The organism is Maribacter hydrothermalis (assembly GCF_001913155.1).
In the GTDB taxonomy this organism is placed as follows: domain Bacteria; phylum Bacteroidota; class Bacteroidia; order Flavobacteriales; family Flavobacteriaceae; genus Maribacter; species Maribacter hydrothermalis.
In genome coordinates this window covers 2,113,904-2,136,899 of sequence record NZ_CP018760.1, presented here as the reverse complement: position 1 = coordinate 2,136,899, position 22,996 = coordinate 2,113,904, and the positions used below count along the sequence as shown (strand labels likewise).

Here is a 22,996-nt window from a genome sequence, read left to right as displayed (position 1 = left end):
AATTCTGCAGACGATACTTATTGTACCGCAAGCGTTACTTTTATTTGATTGATGCTTATACTTTTGTATCCGCTTTATGAAAGACTACCATATTTCTAAACACAACTCGTTTTACACCATCGGCCTTAACTACAAAAAGGCAGATGCTGAGGCACGTGGTAAATTTAGTTTGGATGAAGTTGCTGTAAATAACCTATTGGTAGAAGCTAAAAATCAAGGTATTGACGGTTTACTGGCAACATCTACCTGTAACCGTACAGAATTGCATGGCTTTGCCCAACATCCTTTTCAGCTTATAAAATTATTATGCGACCACTCTAACGGAACCGTTGAAGCATTTCAAGAAGTGGCATATGTTTATAAAAACAAAGAAGCTATTAATCACTTGTTCCGTGTAGGTACAGGATTAGATAGCCAGATACTTGGTGATTTTGAAATAATTAGTCAATTAAAGCAAAGTTTTAAGCGTTCTAAAGAATTGGGAATTGCCAATCATTTTATAGAGCGACTTTGTAATAGCATTATACAAGCGAGCAAGCGTATTAAGAATGAAACTGAAATTTCATCTGGCGCTACATCTGTGGCCTTCGCTTCGGTTCAATACATTCTGCGAAATGTAGAAAATGTTACCGACAAGAATATTCTTTTATTTGGAACTGGAAAAATTGGTCGCAATACCTGTGAAAATTTAATAAAGCACACCAAGAATCCGCATATCACCCTAATCAATAGAACTAAAGGTAAAGCCGAGCAAATTGCAGGCAAGTTTAATCTTAAAGTGAAAGATTATGGCGATTTACAGTCAGAAATAAGAACTTCGGATATTTTGGTAGTAGCTACAGGAGCACAGAAACCTACGATTACAAAAGAATTAATTTATACAAATAAGCCATTATTAATTTTAGATCTTTCCGTACCTAAAAATGTAGACGATTCTATATCAGAAATAGAAAATGTTACGCTAATTCATTTAGATCATTTATCTCAAATGACCGATGAAACTTTAGAGCGAAGAAAGCTGTTTATCCCAGAAGCGGAGGCAATCAATGAAGAAGTAAAGCATGAATTTAACCAATGGTTAGAAACTAGAAAATTTGCTCCTGTTATTAAAGCATTGAAGAAAAAGCTAAAAACCATGAAGGATGAAGAGCTTAACTATCAATCTAAAAAAACGGTCAATTTTAATGCTGACCAGGCCGATGTAATTACCAATCGCATCATTCAAAAAATAACAACACAATTTGCAAATCATCTTAAAGATGACTCGGTAGATTCCAATTCAAGTTTAGAATTTATCCAAAAAGTATTTCAATTAGAATTGGACGAAAAATGAGTAAAGTAATACGATTAGGCACACGCGATAGCGAATTAGCGTTATGGCAAGCAAATACCGTTAAAAGTCAATTACAAGCATTAGGTTATAACGTAAAATTGGTGCCTGTAAAATCTACGGGAGACTTAATATTGGACAAACCTCTATACGAATTAGGTATTACCGGTGTCTTTACCAAAACATTGGATGTTGCCATGATCAATGGTGACATTGATATTGCAGTACACTCCATGAAAGATGTACCCACTTCCTTACCACAAGGTATAGTAAAAGCCGCAGTTATAAAGCGCGGAAATTACATGGATATTTTGGCTTTTAAGGACAATGAAGAATTTTTAGGATCACGTGATGGTGTAATAGCCACAGGTAGTTTACGTAGACAAGCGCAATGGCTAAATAGATACCCAACACATACCGTGGTAGATTTAAGGGGAAATATTAATAGCCGATTAGAAAAGTTGTATAACAACGAATGGAACGGGGCTATTTTCGCCGCTGCCGGGTTAGAACGTATTGGTTTAGAACCAGAAAACACCATAGGGCTAACTTGGATGTTACCCGCACCTGCACAAGGAGCAATAATGGTAGTTGCCATGGAAGACGATGAAGAAATTCGTGAAGCTTGTGCACAGTTGAACCATGAAGAGACGGATACTTGTGTAACATTAGAAAGAGAATTTCTTAGAGAATTAGAGGGTGGTTGTAGTGCACCGATCGGAGCTTTATCATATATCAACAAAGAAAATATTGTTACCCTAAAAGGGGTGTTGTTAAATGTTGACGGTAGCAAAAAGCTGGAAGCAGAATTGACCGCACCATTAGGTAAACATCAAAACTTAGGTGTAGACTGTGCTAAAAGTATTTTAGCGAGAGGTGGTAAACGATTAATGACCGAACTGGCAAATGCCGGATTAGAAGTCAACGTTTTCTCTACCAAAAAACTGACTCCGCAACAACAATTATTATTAAACATTTCTGTTAATGCAGATTCAGATGATTTTATAAAAATTAGTCCGAATCGTATTTCACCAATTGTGTTGAAAAAGGCACATAAAAACGTTGTATTCACCAGTAAAAATGCGGTTGAAGCAGTTTTAGCGAGTAAAAGTGCCACAGAATTAGATTTCGAAAATATTTACTGCGTGGGTAGAAAAACCCGAAGATTAATAAAAAATGTATTCGGTAAAATCACGCATTATGAAAATAATGCAAAAGATCTAGCCAATTATTTAGTCGAATATATTGACGGTACAGATATTACTTATTTTCATGGCAATTTAAGTTTAGACGAGTTACCAAGTATTCTAGAGGAAAACAATATTGAAGTAAAAGCAATAGAAGCTTATAGAACCAAACTTTCTGGCAAAGCAATACCGAAAAGCGCAAAAGGCATTATGTTCTTTAGTCCGTCGAACGTAGAAAGTTATTTAAAAGAAAATTCAACAAATAGAGTTGCGTATTGCATTGGCGAAACCACTGCAAAAGCTGCCAGAGAACATTTCAAGGAAGTAAAAGTTGCCAAAATACCTACTGTAGAAAGTGTAATTGAGTTGGTGAATGCAGATTATAAAGATTAGCCTTTGGCTGTTGGCATTATTACAATAGAATAAGAGACTTAAAATCATTTTTTCAATAGATTGAAACAGTATCTAAAATGATCAATAGTCCAATTAATAAGATAAAGAATAGCTAAAAGCCAATGGCTAGCAGCTAAAAGCTATTACAAGAATATGACCTTAAAAAACGACTTATTTCTAAAGGCCTTAAAGGGTGAAACGGTAGAAAGACCACCAGTATGGATGATGCGTCAAGCAGGTAGATATTTACCTGAATTCATGGCCATCAAAGAAAAGTATGACTTCTTTACCAGATGTCAGACTCCGGAACTGGCATCAGAGATTACGGTTCAACCTATACGTAGATACGGAATGGATGCCGCTATATTATTCAGTGATATACTGGTAATACCACAGGCCATGAACATTCATGTGGAAATGAAACCGAATTTTGGTCCCTACTTACCTAATCCGATTCGCTCTCAAAAAGATTTAGACAGCGTTATCGTACCAAATGTTCACGAAACATTAGGTTATGTAATGGAAGCTATAAAAGCCACTAAAGAAAAACTGAACGATGAAGTTCCTTTAATCGGTTTTGCTGGTTCCCCTTGGACGATTTTATGTTATTGTGTACAAGGTCAAGGAAGCAAAACGTTTGATAAGGCTAAAGAATTATGTTTTACACAACCCGTTGTTGCTCACGAATTACTTCAGAAAATTACAGATACCACCATTGCCTATTTAAAAGCAAAAGTAGCCGCTGGTGTTAATGCTGTTCAAGTTTTTGATTCTTGGGGCGGCATGTTATCGCCAACAGATTACCAAGAATTTTCATGGCAATATATTCAGCAAATTATTGATGCTTTAAAAGACGAAACTCCGGTTATCGTTTTTGGTAAAGGATGTTGGTTTGCTTTAGGCGATATGGCAAAATCTGGTGCTGCGGCACTAGGTGTTGACTGGACATGCTCTGCAAGAAATGCACGTTATCTAAGTGGTGGTAAAATTACGCTACAAGGTAACTTTGACCCATCGCGTTTGTTGTCTCCACCTTCTGAAATTAAGAAGATGGTACATCAAATGATCAATGAATTTGGCAAAGATAGTTACGTGGTTAATTTAGGTCACGGTATTCTGCCAAATGTTCCTGTTGAAAATGCCAAGGCGTTTATTGATGCGGTAAAGGAATATAAGCAAGGCTAATTTATAGGATTTTGCATAGTTAAAAAGCGGCCGATATTTCAATAATACTATGAACTCATTTCAATTTCCAGAATTCGAAATAAATCCGATTTCAGAGAAAGATGGATGGCGATTGTGTGATTTTATTTCTGCCAATGCAGATGATATAACACGTTACTTCCCAAAAACAGTTGAGTCAAATTTAAATCCAACCTTATCCAATCTATTCGTGCTAGAAAAGATGTCCGATTTTCTTCTGGGCAAAGAATACCTGTTTACGTTAAAGGAGCCTGAGCATAGAAAAATTATAGGTCTTATTTATCTTAAAGAATTAAAGCGAGAAGCCAAAGAAGCTGAAATTGCCTATTGCATCGGCTATACCCATCAAAACCAAGGTTTTGCTTCTAAAGCCGTTAAAACCATTTCAGAGTGGGGCTTTAATGAACAAGGTTTAAATAGACTTAGAATAATTGCACATAAAACTAACCTTTCCAGTATTAAAGTAGCAGAAAATTGTGATTATATTTGGGAAGAAACTTTGTTAAAAGAGCACACACCACCTAACGAAGACCCGTTAGATATGGAACTATACGTCTTACAGAATGAAAGATAAATTTTACGCTTACATAGAACAACTTCAAGATACGATCACTTCAAAATTGGAACAGGTAGATGGCACAGCTACTTTTAAAGAAGATATCTGGGTTCGACCAGAAGGAGGTGGCGGTAGAACCAGGGTTATCGAAAACGGAAATGTTTTTGAAAAAGGTGGCGTAAATATATCTGGTGTACATGGAGAACTTCCCGAAAGCATGAAAGCCTATTTTGGAGTAAAAGACGCTAATTTTTTTGCCTGCGGATTAAGTTTAGTATTACATCCAAAGAATCCTATGGTGCCTACCGTTCATGCAAACTGGCGTTATTTTGAAATGTATGACAAAGATGGCGAAATAGTAGACCAATGGTTTGGCGGCGGTCAAGATTTAACTCCCTATTACCTATTTGATGAAGATGCGGTTCATTTTCATGAAGTTTGTAAAACAGCATGTGATAAACATAATCCATCTTTCTACAATACCTATAAAAAACGTTGCGACGAATATTTCTGGAACTCGCATAGAAACGAAGCTCGTGGGCTAGGAGGATTATTTTTTGACTATTGTAAAGCAACTCCTGAGATGGATATGCAAGACTGGTACAACTTTGTTACGGAAGTAGGAAATAGTTTTCTAGAGTGCTATGTACCGATTGTTATAAAACGAAAAGACCTCGAATACACCAAGGAAAATAGGGATTGGCAAGAGATTAGAAGAGGAAGGTATGTAGAATTTAATCTTGTCCATGATAAAGGTACCCTGTTCGGATTAAAAACAAATGGTAGAATAGAAAGTATCTTAATGAGTTTACCCCCACATGTACAGTGGCGATATGATCATCGACCAGAAAAGGGAAGTGAAGAAGAGCGTTTAATTGACATATTGATGAAACCAAAAGAATGGGTTTAAGAATCATTCTATTTTGGACTTTGCTATGCTTTGCGCAATTAAGTATTTCGCAAAATTCACAACATAAAGAAGCCTTTCCTGACAAGGTAACCGTTAGACTGTCTTTACAGACGACTTCTAATAGTTTCACCCTTAGAGATAAGATTACACGCAATAAGACCGAGTTTATACCCAATGACAAAAGTTATTTAGGTTTGTCGGTTCTATTTCGATTTTTAGAAGTGGATTTTGGTTATGCCCCAAACTTTCTATCTGAAAATAAAGACAATGGGGACTCGAAACTTATAACCTTTAATATTCGTACCTTTTTTGGACAATACATGCAAACTATTGACCTCTATAAACAAAAAGGTTTTTTTTTTAGAACTCAAGATTTAACCCTACCTATAGATGATTTAAAAACATTTAAAATTGGAGGAACATCGAGCTATATTTTTAATCCTGATTTTTCTTTTCGTGCCATTGGGTTTCAAAACGAATGGCAGACAGAAAGTGTTGGCAGCTTTATTCCAGGGGTTTCCTATTATTACACGAAATTTAAGTTAGAAGATCCATTAATAGAAAACCAACTTGAACATTCATTTAAATTGGCCATAGGTCCTGGGTATTACTATAATTGGGTATTTGATGAAAACTACCTTTTATCTGCAGGCGCTACTGGTGGCTTGGGCTTCAACTATTCAAAAGCGGATGGTGAATCTTCATTAAATGGTTTAGCTCAATTAGTATTTAGAATGACAGGAGGTTATAATTCCGAAACATTTTTTAGCGGTGTCAATATTAATACACAATTATTAAGTCACGCTTCCGATGAAAACTTCATTTTAGACGATTCTATAAGTTTTCTTGAATTTTATGTAGGATATAGATTTGATGCTCCAAAAAAATGGATTGAAAAAGCCGATGAGCTAAGTCGTAAATTTGGGTTAGAATAAACTATGCAAATGAAACAAAAAATATTTCAGATCGACGCGTTTACAACAAAACTATTTGGCGGAAATCCGGCTGCAGTTTGTATTCTAGAATCATGGTTAGATACCAATTTAATGCAAAAGATAGCCGCGGAAAATAATTTGGCGGAAACGGCTTTTGCTGTAAAAAAAAATGACCATTTTGAACTTCGCTGGTTTACCCCAGAAATTGAAGTTGACCTTTGCGGACATGCTACCCTTGCAACTGCCTTCGTTCTGTTCAACTACTACGGTTTCAAAGAAAATTCGCTACGGTTTATTTCGCCTAGAAGTGGTGAATTATTGGTTCAAAAAAGTGAATCGGGACTATTAACAATGGATTTCCCTACGGATGATTTAACGGCTGTTTATGAGCAAGAAAACATATCAAAAGCGATAGGCAAGAAACCTCTAGAGACCTATAAAGGCAAAACAGATTACATGCTTATTTATGAATCCCAAGCAGCAATAGAAGCCATAACTCCTAATTTTCATTTATTAAATGAACTAGATTGTAGAGGTATAATTGTTTCTGCAAAAGGAAATGACGTTGATTTCGTTTCCCGTTTTTTTGCCCCTCAATGCGGTATTCCTGAAGATCCTGTTACAGGTTCTGCGCATACCACTTTAACGCCTTATTGGTCAGTAAAACTCAATAAAACAAAATTATCCGCAAAACAACTCTCTGAACGTGGTGGCGATATACAATGTGAGTATCTTGGAGACCGCGTAAAAATATCGGGATACGCGGTTTGTTATTTGATAGGCGAAATAGAAATTTAAGTTATTAGTGAACTAGTAAATCTCTATTTCCAAGTAATCGCTTTTTGGGAGACCTCTTCAAATTGATATTTGAGATGCGAGAACCGAGCTTTTAACAGCTCCTTTCTTCCCTCTAACGTTCGGGTGAATATTATCTTGGAACCATCAACATGTTTATTCCAATATTTCTTAAACCTTATGGCTTCTGTTTTATTTTTTCCAATTTCCTTTGGTACAACATAGTAATTACGAATACCAAGCTTCCTCTTTATAAAGTTTCCGTTAATCAGTAAATATCTGGGGTTGTCTATGGGCGCAATAACTTCTTCTAAAATTGAAATAAAAATAGTACTGTCATGCTGACTTGCATTTTTCAGATAAATTGAAAACGTTCCTTTTCTATTTTGTTCGGCATTAATCACAGCAGTATTAGATTCAAAATTCAAGCTTTTAGTATTCAACAAATATTCAAATACAGCTTTTCCTATTTTCTTAGTTTTCTTGTATTGATTTCCAAACAAGAAGTAAAGTTTTAGAGCTTTAAAAGTCTTTGGTCCAAAACCTAGAATAAGTGCCACAAAGAATAAATAAACAATTTGCACTATGCCTTTATTCAAAACGGCACCCATATTCTTCAGTATAAATTCTGGCACAAATAATGACACTCCCAAAACCACTTCAAGCATAACATATTTACCAGCATTTAGGGCATGTAGTCGCTTCGTTTTAGCAAAAGGCTGGTCCTGGCTAAAAGGAATCTTAAGCTCTCGAACTAAAATGTTTCCTTTTTTAATTGCTTCATTCCATCTATCGCCAATAACTGATTTCTGTTGTGCTTTAGCCAACATATCTCTGTTAATCGTTGATAAATCGGTAGTTTCAGACCACTTCAAAGGTAATACCAATCGGTCTATTCCATTAGAAATATAAACTTCGCCACGTAAAGAAACACCTGTAAAAGCTTTAAAACGTTGTTGAAGTTTTTCCATATCCTTACCACCATCAATTGCGGTAGGATCTAAGCATGCTAAATGCCAAATGGCACTTATTTTATCAGGATTTTTAGAATCAACACGTATGGCACGTCCTCTCATTTGGTTAGACGAAACAAATGAACCAACATAAGAAGCAAGTAATAATGTATTAATACAAGGAGCATCCCAACCTTCTCCCAAAAAAGCTTTCGTACCTATTAATGTCTTAATAACTCCGTCTTCAAAAAGCTGTGTAACAGATTCCGCGATTTTATTTTTTAGCGCATTAGGCACTTTAATAAAAACATACCCCTCTGAGCCGTCCATAGGGTTTACAGCCAGTTCTTTAATTGACAATAATTGCTTTAAGTGAACTACTGCAGTTTCATGAAGAATAACTAACGAACCTGTTAATACACCCAACGAAGTATTTGTAGCTTCCTTAGCCAATATGTATTTAAAAATAGGAACAACCCCTAATTTATTTAAGGTTTTGGTTTCACTACCTTCAAAATTTAAAAATTCTTTACGAATAAAGTCTGCCAAAATAACAGTTCGGGCAGTATCACCTAAATTTTCATCGGTGTTCCTTACGATTTCAAATATGCTTTCTAACTTACTTGGGCTATTAGATAAATTTCTATACAACACCTCATCACCCACAAAATTTACCCGCTTATTTTCTAAAACCCCTATTTGCTTCATTTCCTTTTCAATAGGCAATAAAACATCCTCAAAATCAATAAAATTATCTCGCTGGTCTATTAAAAGCTGCTGTAAGAATATTTCGGACCATTCATATGTGAAACTAGGGAAAGTAACATCATTATTAGAAAAGCCAAGTATCTTTAAATTCTCTTCATTTACAGCATACCCGCATGAATTTAGATAAATAATTACGGAAGAGAAAAAACTTGGATATTGATAAATGTACTCTAATGATTCTTTAGGATTTGTATAAAAATTTGAGGTTATCAACTTTTCTTGCAACCCTGTGTTCGCAATTAACCTATTTGTAAAATTCAATATTTGTTCCCGATAATTGATGATATATTGAATTTGGGCTTCTTCCGGTCTTGAGAAGTATACAAAATCTTGATGCGGACATAAGTCTCCATTCTTAATAAGGTCTGGCACACCAATTTCATCATCAATAGGTCCGCATAAACTAAAATAACGGTTAATCTCAGTTGCCGTACTATCATATGGCGGCGTCGCGGTCAACGAAACCACCGTTAAACCTTCTATTTCCTTTAAATGATATAGACAATGCCACCACTCATTCTTTAAATGATGCGCCTCATCTAACACCAATGTTTCAATTTTATGTTTCTTTACATACGCTAACAGCTTTTCCTTTGCATTCTCATTGAACGATTTAGAAAGTGAAAATAAAGATTGATAAGTCGAGAAAGTAATTTGGCTAGGTGCTTTAATATTTAGGGAATATCCATTGAATTCATTATCACCCGTAAAAAACTCCATTAATCTAGAGCGCCATTGATTTCTAATGGTAAGTGTTGGTGCTAAAACCAATGTAGGTTTCCCAATACGAATTAATATTTCTAAACCTAGTATGGTTTTACCTGACCCCGGTGGAGCTATTACATGTAAATGTTCATCTTTAATATGCTCTTGAAAACCATCTAGAAACTTCTGTTGATAGGTACGCCAAGAAAACTTAAACTTTAGAATTTTACTTAGATCTTGCAATGAAAAAGCGTTGGTTAAATACTTTTATTAAACATAAAAACAATGAAAATAGTACTTTATAAAAGCAAAAACCTGTCCGGTTGATGACTATTGCCATATACGAACAGGTTTAAACTAAATGAATTTAACTATTCTACTCTTCTACTGTTTCTAAATTATCGTCAGAATTACGATCAATTAACTTATTATAAGGATCTATACCCGCTTTTAAGGGTTTTTCATCTGTAATAATAGTAAATGTATTATCGCCAGCAGAAAGCCACTTTAGTTCAAAGTAAAATGGGTTCTTAATAGTAACACCATCTTCTCCGGTAACATCTTCTCCAAAGAGTCCAATATCTACCAAGTTCTTTTTATCATCTATTAACTTCTCCTTACCCTTATCGTCATAATATATTTTTTTAGAGTTTACAGTAAATGTTGTTTCCCATTTTCCACTATCTAGCTTTTTAGTTTTCGCATTCATTACGCGATTTTCATAAAGAACTATTTCTTTGAAACCGTCATCTACCTTATACTTTAAAGAATCTGGCGCAACATTATAAATTGCTTTATAAAAATCCTCAGAAGTTGCATATACCCCTTTTTCAAAATACTTGTATTCGTTCAAAAAGGATTTAAGGCCGGCATTTATAACATCCTCACCAATTACATCCTGTAAATCATACATAACCATAGAACCTTTTTGGTACCAAATATGCTGTGCCGTTTCAACATCGATTAACGGTCGTTCAGGTTTAAAGCTAAATGATCTTCTAGAGAGATATACATCTAGAGAAGGTTTTAAGAACCCTTTAATTCCGTTTTCACCATATTCTTGTTTTAATGTCATTAAAGAAACATACTCTGCCAAGGTTTCGGAAATAATATTAGCCCCTGTGGTATTACTAGGGGTTACAATATGTCCCCACCACTGGTGCGCAATTTCATGCGATGTGGTACTAAAAGCATAATTGAAATCCTCTTCACTCGAAAAGTCAGCTACGAATCCAAAATCTTCAGAATATGGAATGGTCGTGGCAAAAGATTGTGCAAAAGCAGAATGGGCAGGAAATTCAATTATCCGAATCACAGAATATGGATATTCATAAAAATTCTTAGAATTATATTCCATCGAAATTTTAATTCCTTTTATAAAAGAAGCCAAATTTCTTTTGTGCTTAGGAGAATGATAGATTTCGATAGTTACTTTCTTTCCGCTTGGTGCAGTCCAAACATCTTTTTCTACATCATAAGCGGCAGAAACAAAATTGAAGAAGTAGTCAGATTTGTCTTCCATCTTATAATTAAAATAGCTTCTATCTTCTTTATCCCATGTATCGACTAAAACACCAGGCGCCACGGCGGTCTGACCTTTTGATGTACTAATGGTTGCTTCAAAATTCATATAATTGCTGTCCTCATTAAACAAATTCTTTTTTAAAGCAACACTATCCGTTCTAGGCGGGAAAATAAAATCTAATTCTTCTAAACCGTACTTCTTACGAACACCATTTTCTGTGAGTGCCGCTTCATAATGAAACCTAGGAAAAATACCATGATCAAAGAAGGTGCCATTACCTAAAACGGCAGTCTCCCTATCCATTGCAAAACCATGTGTACGAACTTTAGTCTCTATTATCAAATTAGCAGTGTCCTTAGGTTGCAGGGCCTTGGGCAATTTATAAATAAACAGTCGATATAAAGAATCACTAATAACCGGTTTAATTTGTTCACCATTATAAATCACCTTTGTGATTTTTGTATCATACGTAGGAAACATCACTTCCATTAACACCGTATCAATTGCCTTTTCTGATGGGTTTACCACTTTAAATACCCCTTTTGCATCTGCTCCACGAGTATCTGGATATATATCTATATCAGCTTTTAAATCAATTACCTGAATATGTGGTTTATCAATATACTTCCCATATATCTTTTCAGCATCGGCAGAAAGTTTATTACTATAATCTTCATCTTCTAAATGATTTAAAACCTTTAAATTATAAAAGCTATGTGCCCCAACTGAAATAAAGGCTAAAAGAAAGAACAATGTATACGCAATGGTTTTACCTTTAAATCTACTCTTTGCCAATTTTAAACGTTCTTTTGCAGAAGAATAGAAACCTCTACTCCAAAATACTTTTCCTATTGCCGCTAAAAAGCAGGTGAAAAGTATCCAATATAAGTTTAACCAAAACTGACCGGTTAGGTAATGTCCAAATCCATTTAAATCACTTAAAAAAGAAGGTGTAGTAGCTGCGAAACTTAAAAGTGGATTACTAGATTTTAGTACTAAATCCACTAAAATTGGCACTCCGATATAAACAATAATTACAATGAAATGACCTAAAAATTTATTGTTTACGAGCACGTGTATAAAAAACGCAAGAAGTAATGTTGCAATGTAAGACGGAAAAAGACTGGTAAAATTATAAGTTAGATACATGCCTAACTCATAAGTAAAGTATCCATTAACCGTTTGGTATATTATACCAACCAAAATATTGATTAATACCAATAAAATCGATACTCCAATGAGAGATATGATCTTTGATAAATACAGTGTGGTATTACTTACAGGAAGTGCATCATAGAACTCAAAGGTTTTATTATTTCGAGTACGATGCACCGCTTCGCCAGCATAAATAATAAGTATAATGGTTGAAAACAAGGCCAAACCGGCAGAAATAAAAGAAACCATAAACCTAGTAAGCGGTAAAGATGAAGTACCGTTATATTGATTTGATTGATAGGTAATAAACCCTGCAACAATAACCCCGATAACTATTAAAATAAGAAATACAGGTTCCTTAACTATGGACAAGAATTCAATCTTACTTAAAGACCACAAATTTTGACGACGTGCCTTTGTACTAAATTCTTGGACCACGCTAATTGGCTCAAAAGATGCTATAATTTCATTATCCTCTATTATTTTCTTCCTTTTGTTAGAAGACAGAAATCCTTTATAAGAAAATTTAAAAAGTGTCCACAAGAATATGATAATACCAATGCTTAACCATAATAGTCGGTTTAGCATAAATTTACCCGTTAAAGAAAGTTGCGTTGTATTTAGTTCGTTTACAGACCAATATTTAGAAAGGTAGCCATATGCAGATCCTCCAAAAGGATCTACGTAAACACTTAGCCATTCGGTATCTAAACTTGATAACAGTTGACCGGACAACATATTTATAATAAAAATTACAATGCCACCTAAGTACAAAATTGGCATTCTTCTAAAGAATGTCATTAGGCAAAAGAAAAGACTGCCTATAAAAAATGAATTAAAAACTAACAGGTATAAAAATGGCAAAAAGTAAGACCAAAAATTAAAATCTGCATACGTACCATAATCTGGTCTATTTAATAAAGCCCCCAGTACAAAACCAAAAATAGCTCCGAACATGGCCGCTAAATTCATTAGGGTAACTATGGTGAAACTACCCCAAAAACGACCCATTATATAGTTCTTTTCCGAAATTGGAAAAGTGAAATACGTTTGTGCAGTTTTATGCTCCTCATCCCTATACACAGGTACTCCCATAATAGCCGCGTAAAAGAATAGTGATATAACACTTAAAACCCCAAGAACTCCGACTATATTGCTTGGACTATTGGTAAACTCGGCAGTCACAGATTTTTCAAATACCGCCATTAAAAATGGTATAAGAAACATAATAAAAATGTAGATATAGGTCACCGGACGCCTAAGCCTATACTTAAGCTCAAATAAGAATATTTCTTTCATGTCTATACAGCTTGTGGTTGGTTAATACTATAGAAATAAAAGTCCTCTAAATTATTGGCAACCTTCTCAAACCCTTCACCAGGATTACCTTCTGCAAATACATTTACATACAGGTTACCACTACGTAAATAAGTGGACAACACGTTATGTTCTGATTGGTATAATTCTGTTTCTTCCTTTGCAATGCTTTTGCGATACACCTTACCATTTAAGGTATTTGAAAGTTCCAAAGGATGCCCTTGCACTACCACCCTACCTTCATTAAATACCGCCATATTCGTGCATAAATTTATTACATCATCTACAATATGGGTAGATAATATGACCACAGCATCCTCACCAAGCTCACTTAGCAAATTATGGAAACGATTACGTTCCAGCGGATCAAGTCCTGCTGTTGGTTCATCCACAATAATCAATTTAGGATTGCCTATTAAGGCTTGGGCAATACCAAAACGTTGTCTCATACCCCCGGAATAATCCCCTAGATTACGTTTACGGAATTTATAGAGATTTACCTTATTCAATAAATCGGCTACATACGCCTTGCGATCCGTTTTACTTTGAATACCTTTTATTTTTGCAATATGATTTAGCATCATTTCTGCAGATACTTTAGGGTACACTCCAAAATCTTGAGGTAAGTAACCCAACACTTTCCTAAGCTCGTCTGGCTGTTGAAAGACATCAATATCGTTAAACATAATTTCACCACTATCCGCTAATTGTAACGTGGCAATAGTTCTCATTAAAGATGATTTACCTGCTCCATTTGGGCCAAGTAGTCCAAACATACCCGTGCCAATTTCTAAATTGACATTGTTTAAAGCTTGTGTACCGTTCGGGTACGTTTTATTCAAATTTGTAATCGAAAGCATAATTTAATCGGTTTTCATGGTTAGTATTCAATTGTCCAATAGGTGTCTAAAACTATATTAAAGTTACAATAGTGATAAAAAATCTAATTTTAATTATACTATTAAACCTACAAAATAGAAGTAATTATTCTTATTTAAACGTACAATCGAAAACTTGTTAAAAAAAATGCTCATTTAAATTGGAAATGGAATGTTTAAACGGGTTTCTCTTTTTGAAAAAGAATAACGCACATATCTATTGATAAGAAACTGAATGGAACTTTCTTTTTGGGATAAAAAACTCCAACAATCACTTTTTCATTGATTTTTAATCGTTAAGGTTAGGGAAAGTATTACTATTGGCTTTCCCATATGTATTCACTTTTTAAGTCCAAGTATAGTTTTAACAGATAATGGTGACCAATAGCTTGTAAATCTTCATTTTTTAAATGTTCATGAAAACGTTCTAAAAACTTCTATTAGCAATTTCGCCAGGTTTACTTGCATTTTAAAATTTTCATCTATAATCACTAAGTCTCTAAGCCTATAAAAATAAGTACTAACGACTGTAGCTATTATTCAAATTCACGTATTTTTGTAGAAACTAGAAAGATAGATATGGCTAAAAAAGGCAAGGCTAAAAATACATTGAACAAAGCAAAGCATGCCAAGCTAATGAATAGGAAGAAGAACAAATTGAAAAAAGAAGCTGAGCTAAGAAAAGAACGGCTAAAAAACATTATCAAAAAAAGTCAGGAATCTGAATAAATAAAGAAACAAAAATTGAATTATGTACCCACTTATTAGAAATAGAAGACTTAGAAGTTCAGAAGCTATACGTAGTTTGGTGAGGGAAACCATTATTTCACCAAGTGATTTTTTAGTCCCGCTTTTTGTAGTTGAAGGAAAAGCAATTAAAGAGGAAATTCCGTCCATGCCCAATTACTATCGTCTTAGTCTTGATCATTTAACCAAAGAAGTAAAAGAACTTTGGAAAATGGGTTTGCGCTCTGTTCTACTATTTGTTAAAGTACCTGACAATTTAAAAGACAACAGTGGCTCTGAAGCTCTGAACGAAAACGGATTAATGCAATTGGCTATTAAAACGGTTAAAAATGCATGTCCGGAAATGTTGGTAATGACAGATGTTGCCTTGGACCCCTACTCTTCTTACGGACATGACGGTATTGTTGCTGACGGACAAATTCTTAATGATGATAGTGTTGAAGTTTTGGCGGAAATGAGTGTTTCACATGCCAAAGCAGGTGCAGACTTCGTTGCTCCTAGTGATATGATGGATGGTCGTATTTTAAGTATTCGCGAAGCTTTAGAAGATGAAGGATATTTAAATACCGGTATTATGGCATACAGCGCCAAATATGCAAGTGCTTTTTATGGCCCGTTTAGAGATGCCTTAGATTCCGCTCCTGTAGCTATTAAAAATGTACCTAAGGATAAAAAAACCTATCAAATGGATTTTGCAAACCGTTTTGAAGCCATTCGCGAAACACAAATGGATATTGAAGAAGGCGCAGATATCGTAATGGTGAAACCAGGACTTTGTTATTTGGACATTGTTCGCGAAATTAGAAATGAAGTTGATGTTCCTGTTGCCGTTTACCAAGTTTCTGGTGAATATGCCATGGTAAAAGCTGCAGCTGAAAAAGGCTGGCTAGATCATGATGCGGTTATGATAGAACAGTTAACGGCTATTAAAAGAGCTGGTGCCAATATTATAGCAAGTTATTTTGCAAAAGATGCTGTAAAGTTATTAGGCTAGACAGTATGTTATATTTTTTTCGATGAATAAATTATTTTTTATACTTTTTGGTTTATTTAGTGGCATTGTTGTTTCTCAAGAACCAATACCCAAAACATTACTGCTTCCTGTTGGTTCTAGTTTACAAGAATCCTCATTAACAAACTATGGGTTAGATTCCTTATCTATTAATCATAAAATTGATAGTATTGTAACAACTGGTATAAAAAATAATGCGTTTCCAGGGGCGCAGGTTTTAATAGCTAAAGAAGGTAATATTATATTTCATCAGTCTTACGGATTTCATACGTATGATAGCATTCAGTCTGTAGCTATAAATGATATTTACGATTTAGCATCCGTAACCAAAATTTTAGGTCCACTACCCGCCATTATGAAATTAGTAGATGAAGGGAAGTTGAATTTAGACCTTCCTTTTAGCACCTACTGGAAACCTTGGAAAAGACAAAAGGACAAGAGAAACATTACGCTTAGGGAAATTTTGGCGCACCAAGCAGGACTTGAACCTTATATTGTATTTTTAAACGAAACCTTAAAAAATAACGGTCGGTATAAGAATAGATTTATTCGTAATAAATACAGTAATAGATTTAGTAATGAAGCATTTGAGGGAATCTATATTAAAAATAGATTCAACAGAAAAATGTTCCGCATCATAAATCGTTCTGAAGTTTCCGCTGAGAAAAAATATAAATATTCCGGACTCACATTTCTTATTTTTCCTGAGCTCATTACTGAAATTACAGGTATACCGTATGAAGATTATATGGAACAGGAATTTTACAAACCACTTGGTATGAAAACTTTTGGTTTTCTGCCTAGCACCAAAAATTTCCCGAACAAAATAGTACCGACAGAAGAAGATTCTATCTTCAGACATACCTTAACACAAGGTTGGGTACACGATGAAAATGCCTCTTTACTAGGCGGTATTTCGGGTAACGCAGGTTTATTTGGTACTGCAAATGATTTAGCGATTATTATGCAACTATTTGTACAAAACGGACTTTATGCTGGTAAGCGTTATATTTCCGAAAACACAATACAGGAATTTACCAAAGTTCAATATCCTGAAAACGATAACAGAAGAGGTTTGGGTTTTGACAAACCCTATTTAGAGAACAACACTTTTAAAATTGCGGACGCATACCCTGCCCCAGAAGTTGGTGCATCAAGTTTTGGGCATAGCGGCTTTACAGGTACTTTTGTTTGGGCTGATCCCGAGCATCAATTGGTATATATTTTTCTATCGAACCGTGTGTATCCTACCCGTGAAAACAGAAATCTTTACACCTTAAATATTCGTTCATCCATCCAACAAATATTTTATCAGGCATTTGATAAGGCAAAACAGCACAAACCTTAGTATTTTTATTAATATCTTAGATTTATAAAACAACCCTATGGGCTTACTACTTTTTTACGCATTCATTTCCATTTTCTTTTCATTTCTGTGTTCTATTTTAGAAGCCGTTTTGTTAAGTATTACTCCGACATTCATTAATGTAAAAATGAAAGAAGGCCATGCGTATGCTAAAACGCTAGAGGCACTTAAAAAAGATGTTGACCAACCGTTAATTGCTATACTAACCATAAATACTATTGCCCATACCGTTGGTGCCATTTTAGTAGGTGTACAAGCAAAGGCTGCTTATGCCGAATTATACGGTAGTGAAGCCAAAACTATATTAGGCATATCGTTTACCGAAGATTTAATGGTCGGAGTTGTATCTACCATTATGACCATTCTTATTTTAGTGGCGTCTGAAATTATCCCAAAAACTATTGGTGCAACGTATTGGAAACAATTGGCCAACTTTTCAACCAAAGCTTTAAACATTATGGTTTTGGGTCTAAAATACACAGGCTTGTTATGGCTACTTCGTCTTTTTACCAAAATGGTAGGCGGTGGACAGCACCATGGTAGCGTTTTAAGTCGTGAGGATTTTCATGCTATGACAGATATGGCACATGAAGAAGGTGTTTTCGAAAAATCAGAATCTACCATTATAAAAAACCTATTAAAGTTCGATGAAGTTTTAGTTAAGGATATTATGACACCTAGAGCAGTGATGAAAATTGCTTCTGAAGAAAAGACAATAGGCGATTTTTTTAATGATAATCCTAAATTACGTTTTTCTAGAATACCTGTTTATACAGGTAATATGGATAATATTACTGGTTTTGTTTTAAAGGACAATGTACTTGAAGAAATGATTAACCAAAACGGAGAAATTCCGTTAAAGGAAATTAAGCGAGAATTACTAGTAACAAGAAGAAGTACGCCCATACCAAGGTTATTCGAAATATTTATTCAAAAGCGAGAAGCTATTGCTCTTGTTGTAGATGAATATGGTTCTGTAAGTGGTATTGTAACTATGGAAGATGTTATAGAAACGCTACTAGGGCTAGAAATAATGGACGAGAGCGATAATATTGCCGATTTACAGAGTCTTGCTCGTAAAAATTGGGAAAAACGCGCACAGGCAACAGGAGTAATTGAAAATCCTACTTCACCAGACGAATAAATTATCTAAGACATAATGGACGATGTTGCATATATTAATACACCGCTAGGAATTGCTAAAATCGTTGGCACTACAGAAGGCATTTCCGCTATTACTGTTTTAGACTCTGACGAAACACTTACGGATATAATTCCCGAATCTCTTGAAGATGCCGTCTACCAACTAAATGAATATTTTAAAGGAGAAAGAACAGAATTTCAATTGGACCTTAATCCTGAAGGCACTAAATTTCAAAAAAAGGTATGGTTGCAGTTACAACAAATTCCGTATGGAAGAACTACCTCCTATTTAGAAGTGGCAAAATTAATAGGAGATGTAAAAGCCATTAGAGCTGCCGCATCCGCAAATGCAAGAAACCCCATTTGGATTGTTATTCCTTGTCACCGAGTTATTGGTATTGATGGAGCACTTACTGGTTATGCCGGCGGATTACATAGAAAAAAGTGGTTATTGGAACATGAAAGTCCCCATAAACAGCAAAGTTTATTCTAAAACAGCAACTTTTCCTTATCACAAAACAAACTGCTTGGTTTGTTTAGCGCCCAAAACATCAATTTAACTTCGTTTACTTCGCATTTTATCGATACAATTACAAATGCCGTCGTTAATTTCTGCAATTCTCAACTCATTTTGCAAGTAAAAAACAGACTAGTTGGTCGGTTAGTTGATTTTAGGATAATTTACTTACCTACCTCCTTTAGCCGTATAAAATTTATGATGATTATGGTTTCCCGTAATGGCATGTGAGCTGTTAATTGTAGGTTTATTCTTTACTAGTAAATTAGTAACTTGGATAAATAATCTCTTACATATATTCTGAGATATAAGGGTATAAGTGTAATTGTACATATATATAATTGTTAGCAAGCATTTGACAAAAAATGAAAATATTAATTAACGATTTTAAATCATCGGAGGAAACTTACAAGAATATTTTCAGGAATTATGGATATGAAGAAAACGAATTAATCTTTTGTAATTCATTTGAAAAACTCAAATTATTCATTGTTGAGCAATTAGAAAACAAGAAACTTCATATAGATGCAATAATCACTAACGAATCATCTGCAAGTAATGTAGATAGCCTACAAGCATCAAAAATTATTAGATTCAGAAATAGTTTTGATACATCTTACTCAAAGGAAAATTTTAGAATAAGTTCAATTCCTGTAATACTTTATACAAATATAGAAACGAGAGGAACTGTATCCCAAGATATATGGCAAGCTGTCATACAGAAAAATAAAGTTGGTCAACACGACAATTTTATTTTAGAATTTGAAAACGCAATAAGGACTTGGAGAAAACGATTAATAACAGATTTAGAAAATCTAGAAATACTAAATAAAAACATTCACAATTTCCAAGAATCAACTTTTTATAAAAACCGTTACAAAAATCAAATCGGTAAAAATTTTGAAAATTACTTTGTACTCAAAACTGGTATCGTATCTAAAGAATTTATTAAGCTACCAACACCATTGATTTACGATTGGTTAATCATAAAAAGAAAGGAAATCGAACAATCAATAATGAAGTTCAATTCAACCTACAACAAACATATCAAGTACGATAGAAAAAATAATGAACGCACAATATTACACAAGTTTTTTAATCAGAATAAAATGATTCTTTTAAGAGACGCATTTATTGATTTGGAATATGAAAAAAATCTATATGACTTAAATGAAAAAACGAATGAAGAATGTGATTACATCCTCAAAACTGAGTTTCCTGAATTTCTAAAAACAACTTTTTTTGAAGTCAAAAAAGAAGATGTAACTTTTTATGTAAAAAAGAAAACGAAAAGACCTCAGTTCAGTAGCAATTATTTATCACATTTAGAACAAGTATGGAGATACAAAGAATATTCAGAAAGGGAAGACAACCAACAAGAAATAGAATTCAAATTGGGATATAAGACAGAAAATTTCGACCATATTTTGCTTGCGGGCAGAAAAGAGGAAAAACTTGAAATGAAAGACAAATTTTCAGGAGACCTAAATAGAATGTTTAATGGCATTGAAGTGGTCACTTATGAAGAACTTGAAGAGCTGAATATTGACTATTTCGATAAATTTAATCGGCTGAGTATAGAGGTGGAATAAAAAACGCTTGCTAACAATTCCTATAGCAAATAGGGTATAAAGTCCTATATTTAAAGGCTTGGGCGTGTTTGCTAAGTCCGCCAAATCTTTTTGATTTGGCTTTTAAAATGAAAAAGATAAAAATAAAACAAAAAGCTTTGGCTCGCAGACCAGGCAACAAGATTAGAAATTAATTTAGTGTAAACCTTAATCTTTAACTTGTGTAAACTATGTGCCTTAACAAACATTATGAAAAACCGTACTGCAAACTGATGGAGAATAAGAAAGTAAAATATTATGACAAAGTAAGTCCTCTTTCTCATTTTTATGACTTTGGACTAACCCCTGATGATATTAAAGTTTCAATAATAGATTCATTTGCTCCATATTTCTCAAATCAAGAAAACTTAAAAAAATACGCTGTTTCTGATTTAACATCCAATTGGTTAGCATATTTATCGGTTTATAAGGAATATCCAGATTCTTTGAGGTTTCTTGACAATATATTAGACATTTTTAATGGAGCTAAAGAAAAGAACGAAAAACTAACAATTGAATCATATGCACAATGGATGCCTGAAACAACTCAGAGTGTTTCAAGGTTTTGGAGTCTACATAACAATCAAATGAAACTTCATAAATTGTGTATTGAAGATTTCGTTGAAGAATCATTGCATATGATTGGTCAAACAATTGAAGGATTGTCAAAATCCTTTTTTAAAATGCTTCTTCAACTCAATAAGATAAAAAGAAATAAGCAATATGATATCACAGAGATAAAACAGAAAGATTTAGGTGTCGTAATTGATGAGTTAATAAATACTACGGAGTTGACAGAACTTTTGATTTTGCAACCGCATGATATTAGATTAAATCAATGGAGAAATATTGCATATCACCATAACTCAAGAATAATAAACAATGAAATAATTTGTGGCTTCAATAAAAGTGGAAATGTTTTTGAATTCAAATTAACACGACAGGAATTATCTGAAATATTAAAAAGAATTCTACTGATTTTCAAGTTAGTTCGGATTTCTGAGACAATTTTCGGATTTGACAACCTAGAAAATGTACAATCCGAAGTAAATAAATATTATAAAACCTTAATTAATATAAGAGATGATGGCAAATTATTAGACTTTTATTCTGGAATTGAATCACAAGGCTTTAGAATAGTTGAATTAAAAACATCTGATAGAAAATCAATGCTCGTTTTAAAAGATTTAGAACCTTATGGCGACTTTATAAAAAGAGCTATTCATTCTTCACAGTTTTTATATAATTTCTGGCTATACACAGAATCAGAATATTTACAAGTTGAATATCAATTATTTAATGGAGAGAAATTTTTTACATCTGAAATTGATAATAAAGGTTTTATTGATTCATCAGAGAAAAGCACTCTTAGTAAAATGCTTAAAAATGTAAAGTTTACTCCTCACATCAAAGAATACCAAGATATTAACCCTATTGATACAATAAACTTTCCTGAGGAATTAGAAAAACTAAAAAGTGGCTTCCTCACTCAACAAGGCGAGAGAATTTCTATTAAGGAATTTTCAGAACAATTTACTCAGTCTGTTTTTTGTAATTATCTAGTACTTAAGTCAGAAGGATTTGAAGATAGTACAATTAAAATTAATGTCGGTTCTGACGGTTCATTAGTTACTGGAGAAAAGAATAATAAACCAATGATTCTACAAGTTCCAGCTAGAATCATTAATTTGACCTTACAAAAATATATCCTCAATTTGATTGGAAAGACTATTGAACTTTATAATAATGGTAGATTGAAATATGTAGTAGTTGAATCTACAAAGCTGAATCATAGATTTTATCATAAGAAATCTCAGATTAGAGAAAGACTAATGGGAACTGAGGAAAAAGAATAACGAAAGCTCAACAATAAATATAAGCAATACGGGCGATTAGGTAAATTTGAACTTTAAAGACTATAATAACAAAGTAGTGGTTTGATAGTGAAGTGCCTTGAAATCCCGCACTTTGCCTATTCGAGACCGTTGTAC

The 22,996-nt window shown here is 33.9% G+C and carries 17 protein-coding genes; 14 read left to right on the top strand and 3 right to left on the bottom strand.

Annotation, left to right across the window (positions count from 1 at the left end; all coding sequences use genetic code 11):
• Nucleotides 1–76 precede the first annotated feature (76 nt).
• The 7 genes from hemA (at nt 77) to BTR34_RS09125 (ending at nt 7,312) form a co-directional block, all read left to right on the top strand.
• Nucleotides 77–1,333: a glutamyl-tRNA reductase gene (gene hemA / locus BTR34_RS09155; RefSeq protein WP_068480475.1), complete on the top strand. Its 1,257-nt coding sequence runs from the start codon at nt 77–79 to the stop codon at nt 1,331–1,333.
• Complete coding sequence (gene hemC / locus BTR34_RS09150) at nt 1,330–2,910, top strand: hydroxymethylbilane synthase (RefSeq protein ID WP_068480472.1); 1,581 nt, start codon at nt 1,330–1,332, stop codon at nt 2,908–2,910. The genes hemA and hemC overlap by 4 nt, the downstream gene beginning before the upstream one ends.
• Nucleotides 2,911–3,063: 153 nt before the next feature.
• Nucleotides 3,064–4,095: a uroporphyrinogen decarboxylase gene (gene hemE, locus BTR34_RS09145; RefSeq protein ID WP_068480469.1), complete on the top strand. Its 1,032-nt coding sequence runs from the start codon at nt 3,064–3,066 to the stop codon at nt 4,093–4,095.
• Between the two features lie 49 nt (nt 4,096–4,144).
• Nucleotides 4,145–4,687 (top strand): GNAT family N-acetyltransferase, encoded by a 543-nt coding sequence (locus tag BTR34_RS09140; protein ID WP_068480466.1) that lies wholly within the window; start codon nt 4,145–4,147, stop codon nt 4,685–4,687.
• Complete coding sequence (gene hemF / locus BTR34_RS09135; RefSeq protein ID WP_068480463.1) at nt 4,677–5,579, top strand: oxygen-dependent coproporphyrinogen oxidase; 903 nt, start codon at nt 4,677–4,679, stop codon at nt 5,577–5,579. Before BTR34_RS09140 ends, hemF begins: the two co-directional genes overlap by 11 nt.
• Nucleotides 5,570–6,514, top strand: coding sequence for a DUF4421 family protein (locus BTR34_RS09130; protein WP_068480460.1), 945 nt, complete (start codon nt 5,570–5,572; stop codon nt 6,512–6,514). The genes hemF and BTR34_RS09130 overlap by 10 nt, the downstream gene beginning before the upstream one ends.
• A 9-nt stretch (nt 6,515–6,523) precedes the next feature.
• Nucleotides 6,524–7,312: a PhzF family phenazine biosynthesis protein gene (locus tag BTR34_RS09125; protein WP_068481820.1), complete on the top strand. Its 789-nt coding sequence runs from the start codon at nt 6,524–6,526 to the stop codon at nt 7,310–7,312.
• Between the two features lie 23 nt (nt 7,313–7,335).
• Here BTR34_RS09125 and BTR34_RS09120 read toward each other — a convergent pair whose 3' ends face one another.
• The 3 genes from BTR34_RS09120 to BTR34_RS09110 all read right to left on the bottom strand — a co-directional run bounded on the left by BTR34_RS09120 (nt 7,336) and on the right by BTR34_RS09110 (nt 14,592).
• On the bottom strand, nt 7,336–9,978 hold the full coding sequence (locus BTR34_RS09120; RefSeq protein ID WP_068480457.1) for a DEAD/DEAH box helicase family protein: 2,643 nt from the start codon (nt 9,976–9,978) through the stop codon (nt 7,336–7,338).
• 133 nt (nt 9,979–10,111) lie between these two features.
• The gene (locus BTR34_RS09115) at nt 10,112–13,642 is read right to left on the bottom strand and encodes an ABC transporter permease/M1 family aminopeptidase (protein WP_235843150.1); all 3,531 of its coding nucleotides are present in this window, start codon (nt 13,640–13,642) and stop codon (nt 10,112–10,114) included.
• Between the two features lie 74 nt (nt 13,643–13,716).
• Nucleotides 13,717–14,592: an ABC transporter ATP-binding protein gene (locus BTR34_RS09110; RefSeq protein ID WP_068480451.1), complete on the bottom strand. Its 876-nt coding sequence runs from the start codon at nt 14,590–14,592 to the stop codon at nt 13,717–13,719.
• Nucleotides 14,593–15,189: 597 nt separating this feature from the next.
• Between BTR34_RS09110 and BTR34_RS18930 the strand changes: the two genes are divergently transcribed.
• From BTR34_RS18930 to BTR34_RS09080, 7 genes are all read left to right on the top strand, one after another.
• Nucleotides 15,190–15,339: a hypothetical protein gene (locus BTR34_RS18930; RefSeq protein ID WP_197496114.1), complete on the top strand. Its 150-nt coding sequence runs from the start codon at nt 15,190–15,192 to the stop codon at nt 15,337–15,339.
• A 22-nt stretch (nt 15,340–15,361) separates the two neighbouring features.
• Nucleotides 15,362–16,351: a porphobilinogen synthase gene (gene hemB, locus BTR34_RS09105; RefSeq protein WP_068480448.1), complete on the top strand. Its 990-nt coding sequence runs from the start codon at nt 15,362–15,364 to the stop codon at nt 16,349–16,351.
• Between the two features lie 22 nt (nt 16,352–16,373).
• Nucleotides 16,374–17,717, top strand: coding sequence for a serine hydrolase domain-containing protein (locus BTR34_RS09100; protein WP_068480445.1), 1,344 nt, complete (start codon nt 16,374–16,376; stop codon nt 17,715–17,717).
• A 37-nt stretch (nt 17,718–17,754) separates the two neighbouring features.
• The gene (locus BTR34_RS09095; protein ID WP_068480441.1) at nt 17,755–18,879 is read left to right on the top strand and encodes a CNNM domain-containing protein; all 1,125 of its coding nucleotides are present in this window, start codon (nt 17,755–17,757) and stop codon (nt 18,877–18,879) included.
• A gap of 15 nt (nt 18,880–18,894) precedes the next feature.
• Nucleotides 18,895–19,371, top strand: a complete 477-nt coding sequence (locus tag BTR34_RS09090) for a methylated-DNA--[protein]-cysteine S-methyltransferase (protein ID WP_068480439.1) — start codon at nt 18,895–18,897, stop codon at nt 19,369–19,371.
• A gap of 389 nt (nt 19,372–19,760) precedes the next feature.
• The gene (locus BTR34_RS09085) at nt 19,761–20,987 is read left to right on the top strand and encodes a Shedu immune nuclease family protein (RefSeq protein ID WP_068480437.1); all 1,227 of its coding nucleotides are present in this window, start codon (nt 19,761–19,763) and stop codon (nt 20,985–20,987) included.
• A 251-nt stretch (nt 20,988–21,238) separates the two neighbouring features.
• Entirely contained in the window at nt 21,239–22,861 is a 1,623-nt protein-coding gene (locus tag BTR34_RS09080) for a hypothetical protein (protein WP_074472124.1), read from the top strand.
• Nucleotides 22,862–22,996 lie beyond the last annotated feature (135 nt).

Bases quoted from the DNA above. Each gene is read 5' to 3' on its own strand.
- BTR34_RS09100 (WP_068480445.1), top strand. From the start codon at position 16,374: ATGAATAAATTATTTTTTATACTTTTTGGTTTATTTAGTGGCATTGTT.
- BTR34_RS09130 (WP_068480460.1), top strand. From the start codon at position 5,570: ATGGGTTTAAGAATCATTCTATTTTGGACTTTGCTATGCTTTGCGCAA.
- BTR34_RS18930 (WP_197496114.1), top strand. From the start codon at position 15,190: ATGGCTAAAAAAGGCAAGGCTAAAAATACATTGAACAAAGCAAAGCAT.
- BTR34_RS09110 (WP_068480451.1), bottom strand. From the start codon at position 14,592: ATGCTTTCGATTACAAATTTGAATAAAACGTACCCGAACGGTACACAA.
- BTR34_RS09140 (WP_068480466.1), top strand. From the start codon at position 4,145: ATGAACTCATTTCAATTTCCAGAATTCGAAATAAATCCGATTTCAGAG.
- hemB (WP_068480448.1), top strand. From the start codon at position 15,362: ATGTACCCACTTATTAGAAATAGAAGACTTAGAAGTTCAGAAGCTATA.
- hemE (WP_068480469.1), top strand. From the start codon at position 3,064: ATGACCTTAAAAAACGACTTATTTCTAAAGGCCTTAAAGGGTGAAACG.
- BTR34_RS09125 (WP_068481820.1), top strand. From the start codon at position 6,524: ATGAAACAAAAAATATTTCAGATCGACGCGTTTACAACAAAACTATTT.
- hemA (WP_068480475.1), top strand. From the start codon at position 77: ATGAAAGACTACCATATTTCTAAACACAACTCGTTTTACACCATCGGC.
- BTR34_RS09115 (WP_235843150.1), bottom strand. From the start codon at position 13,642: ATGTTTCTTATACCATTTTTAATGGCGGTATTTGAAAAATCTGTGACT.
- BTR34_RS09080 (WP_074472124.1), top strand. From the start codon at position 21,239: ATGGAGAATAAGAAAGTAAAATATTATGACAAAGTAAGTCCTCTTTCT.
- hemF (WP_068480463.1), top strand. From the start codon at position 4,677: ATGAAAGATAAATTTTACGCTTACATAGAACAACTTCAAGATACGATC.
- BTR34_RS09095 (WP_068480441.1), top strand. From the start codon at position 17,755: ATGGGCTTACTACTTTTTTACGCATTCATTTCCATTTTCTTTTCATTT.
- BTR34_RS09085 (WP_068480437.1), top strand. From the start codon at position 19,761: ATGAAAATATTAATTAACGATTTTAAATCATCGGAGGAAACTTACAAG.
- BTR34_RS09090 (WP_068480439.1), top strand. From the start codon at position 18,895: ATGGACGATGTTGCATATATTAATACACCGCTAGGAATTGCTAAAATC.
- hemC (WP_068480472.1), top strand. From the start codon at position 1,330: ATGAGTAAAGTAATACGATTAGGCACACGCGATAGCGAATTAGCGTTA.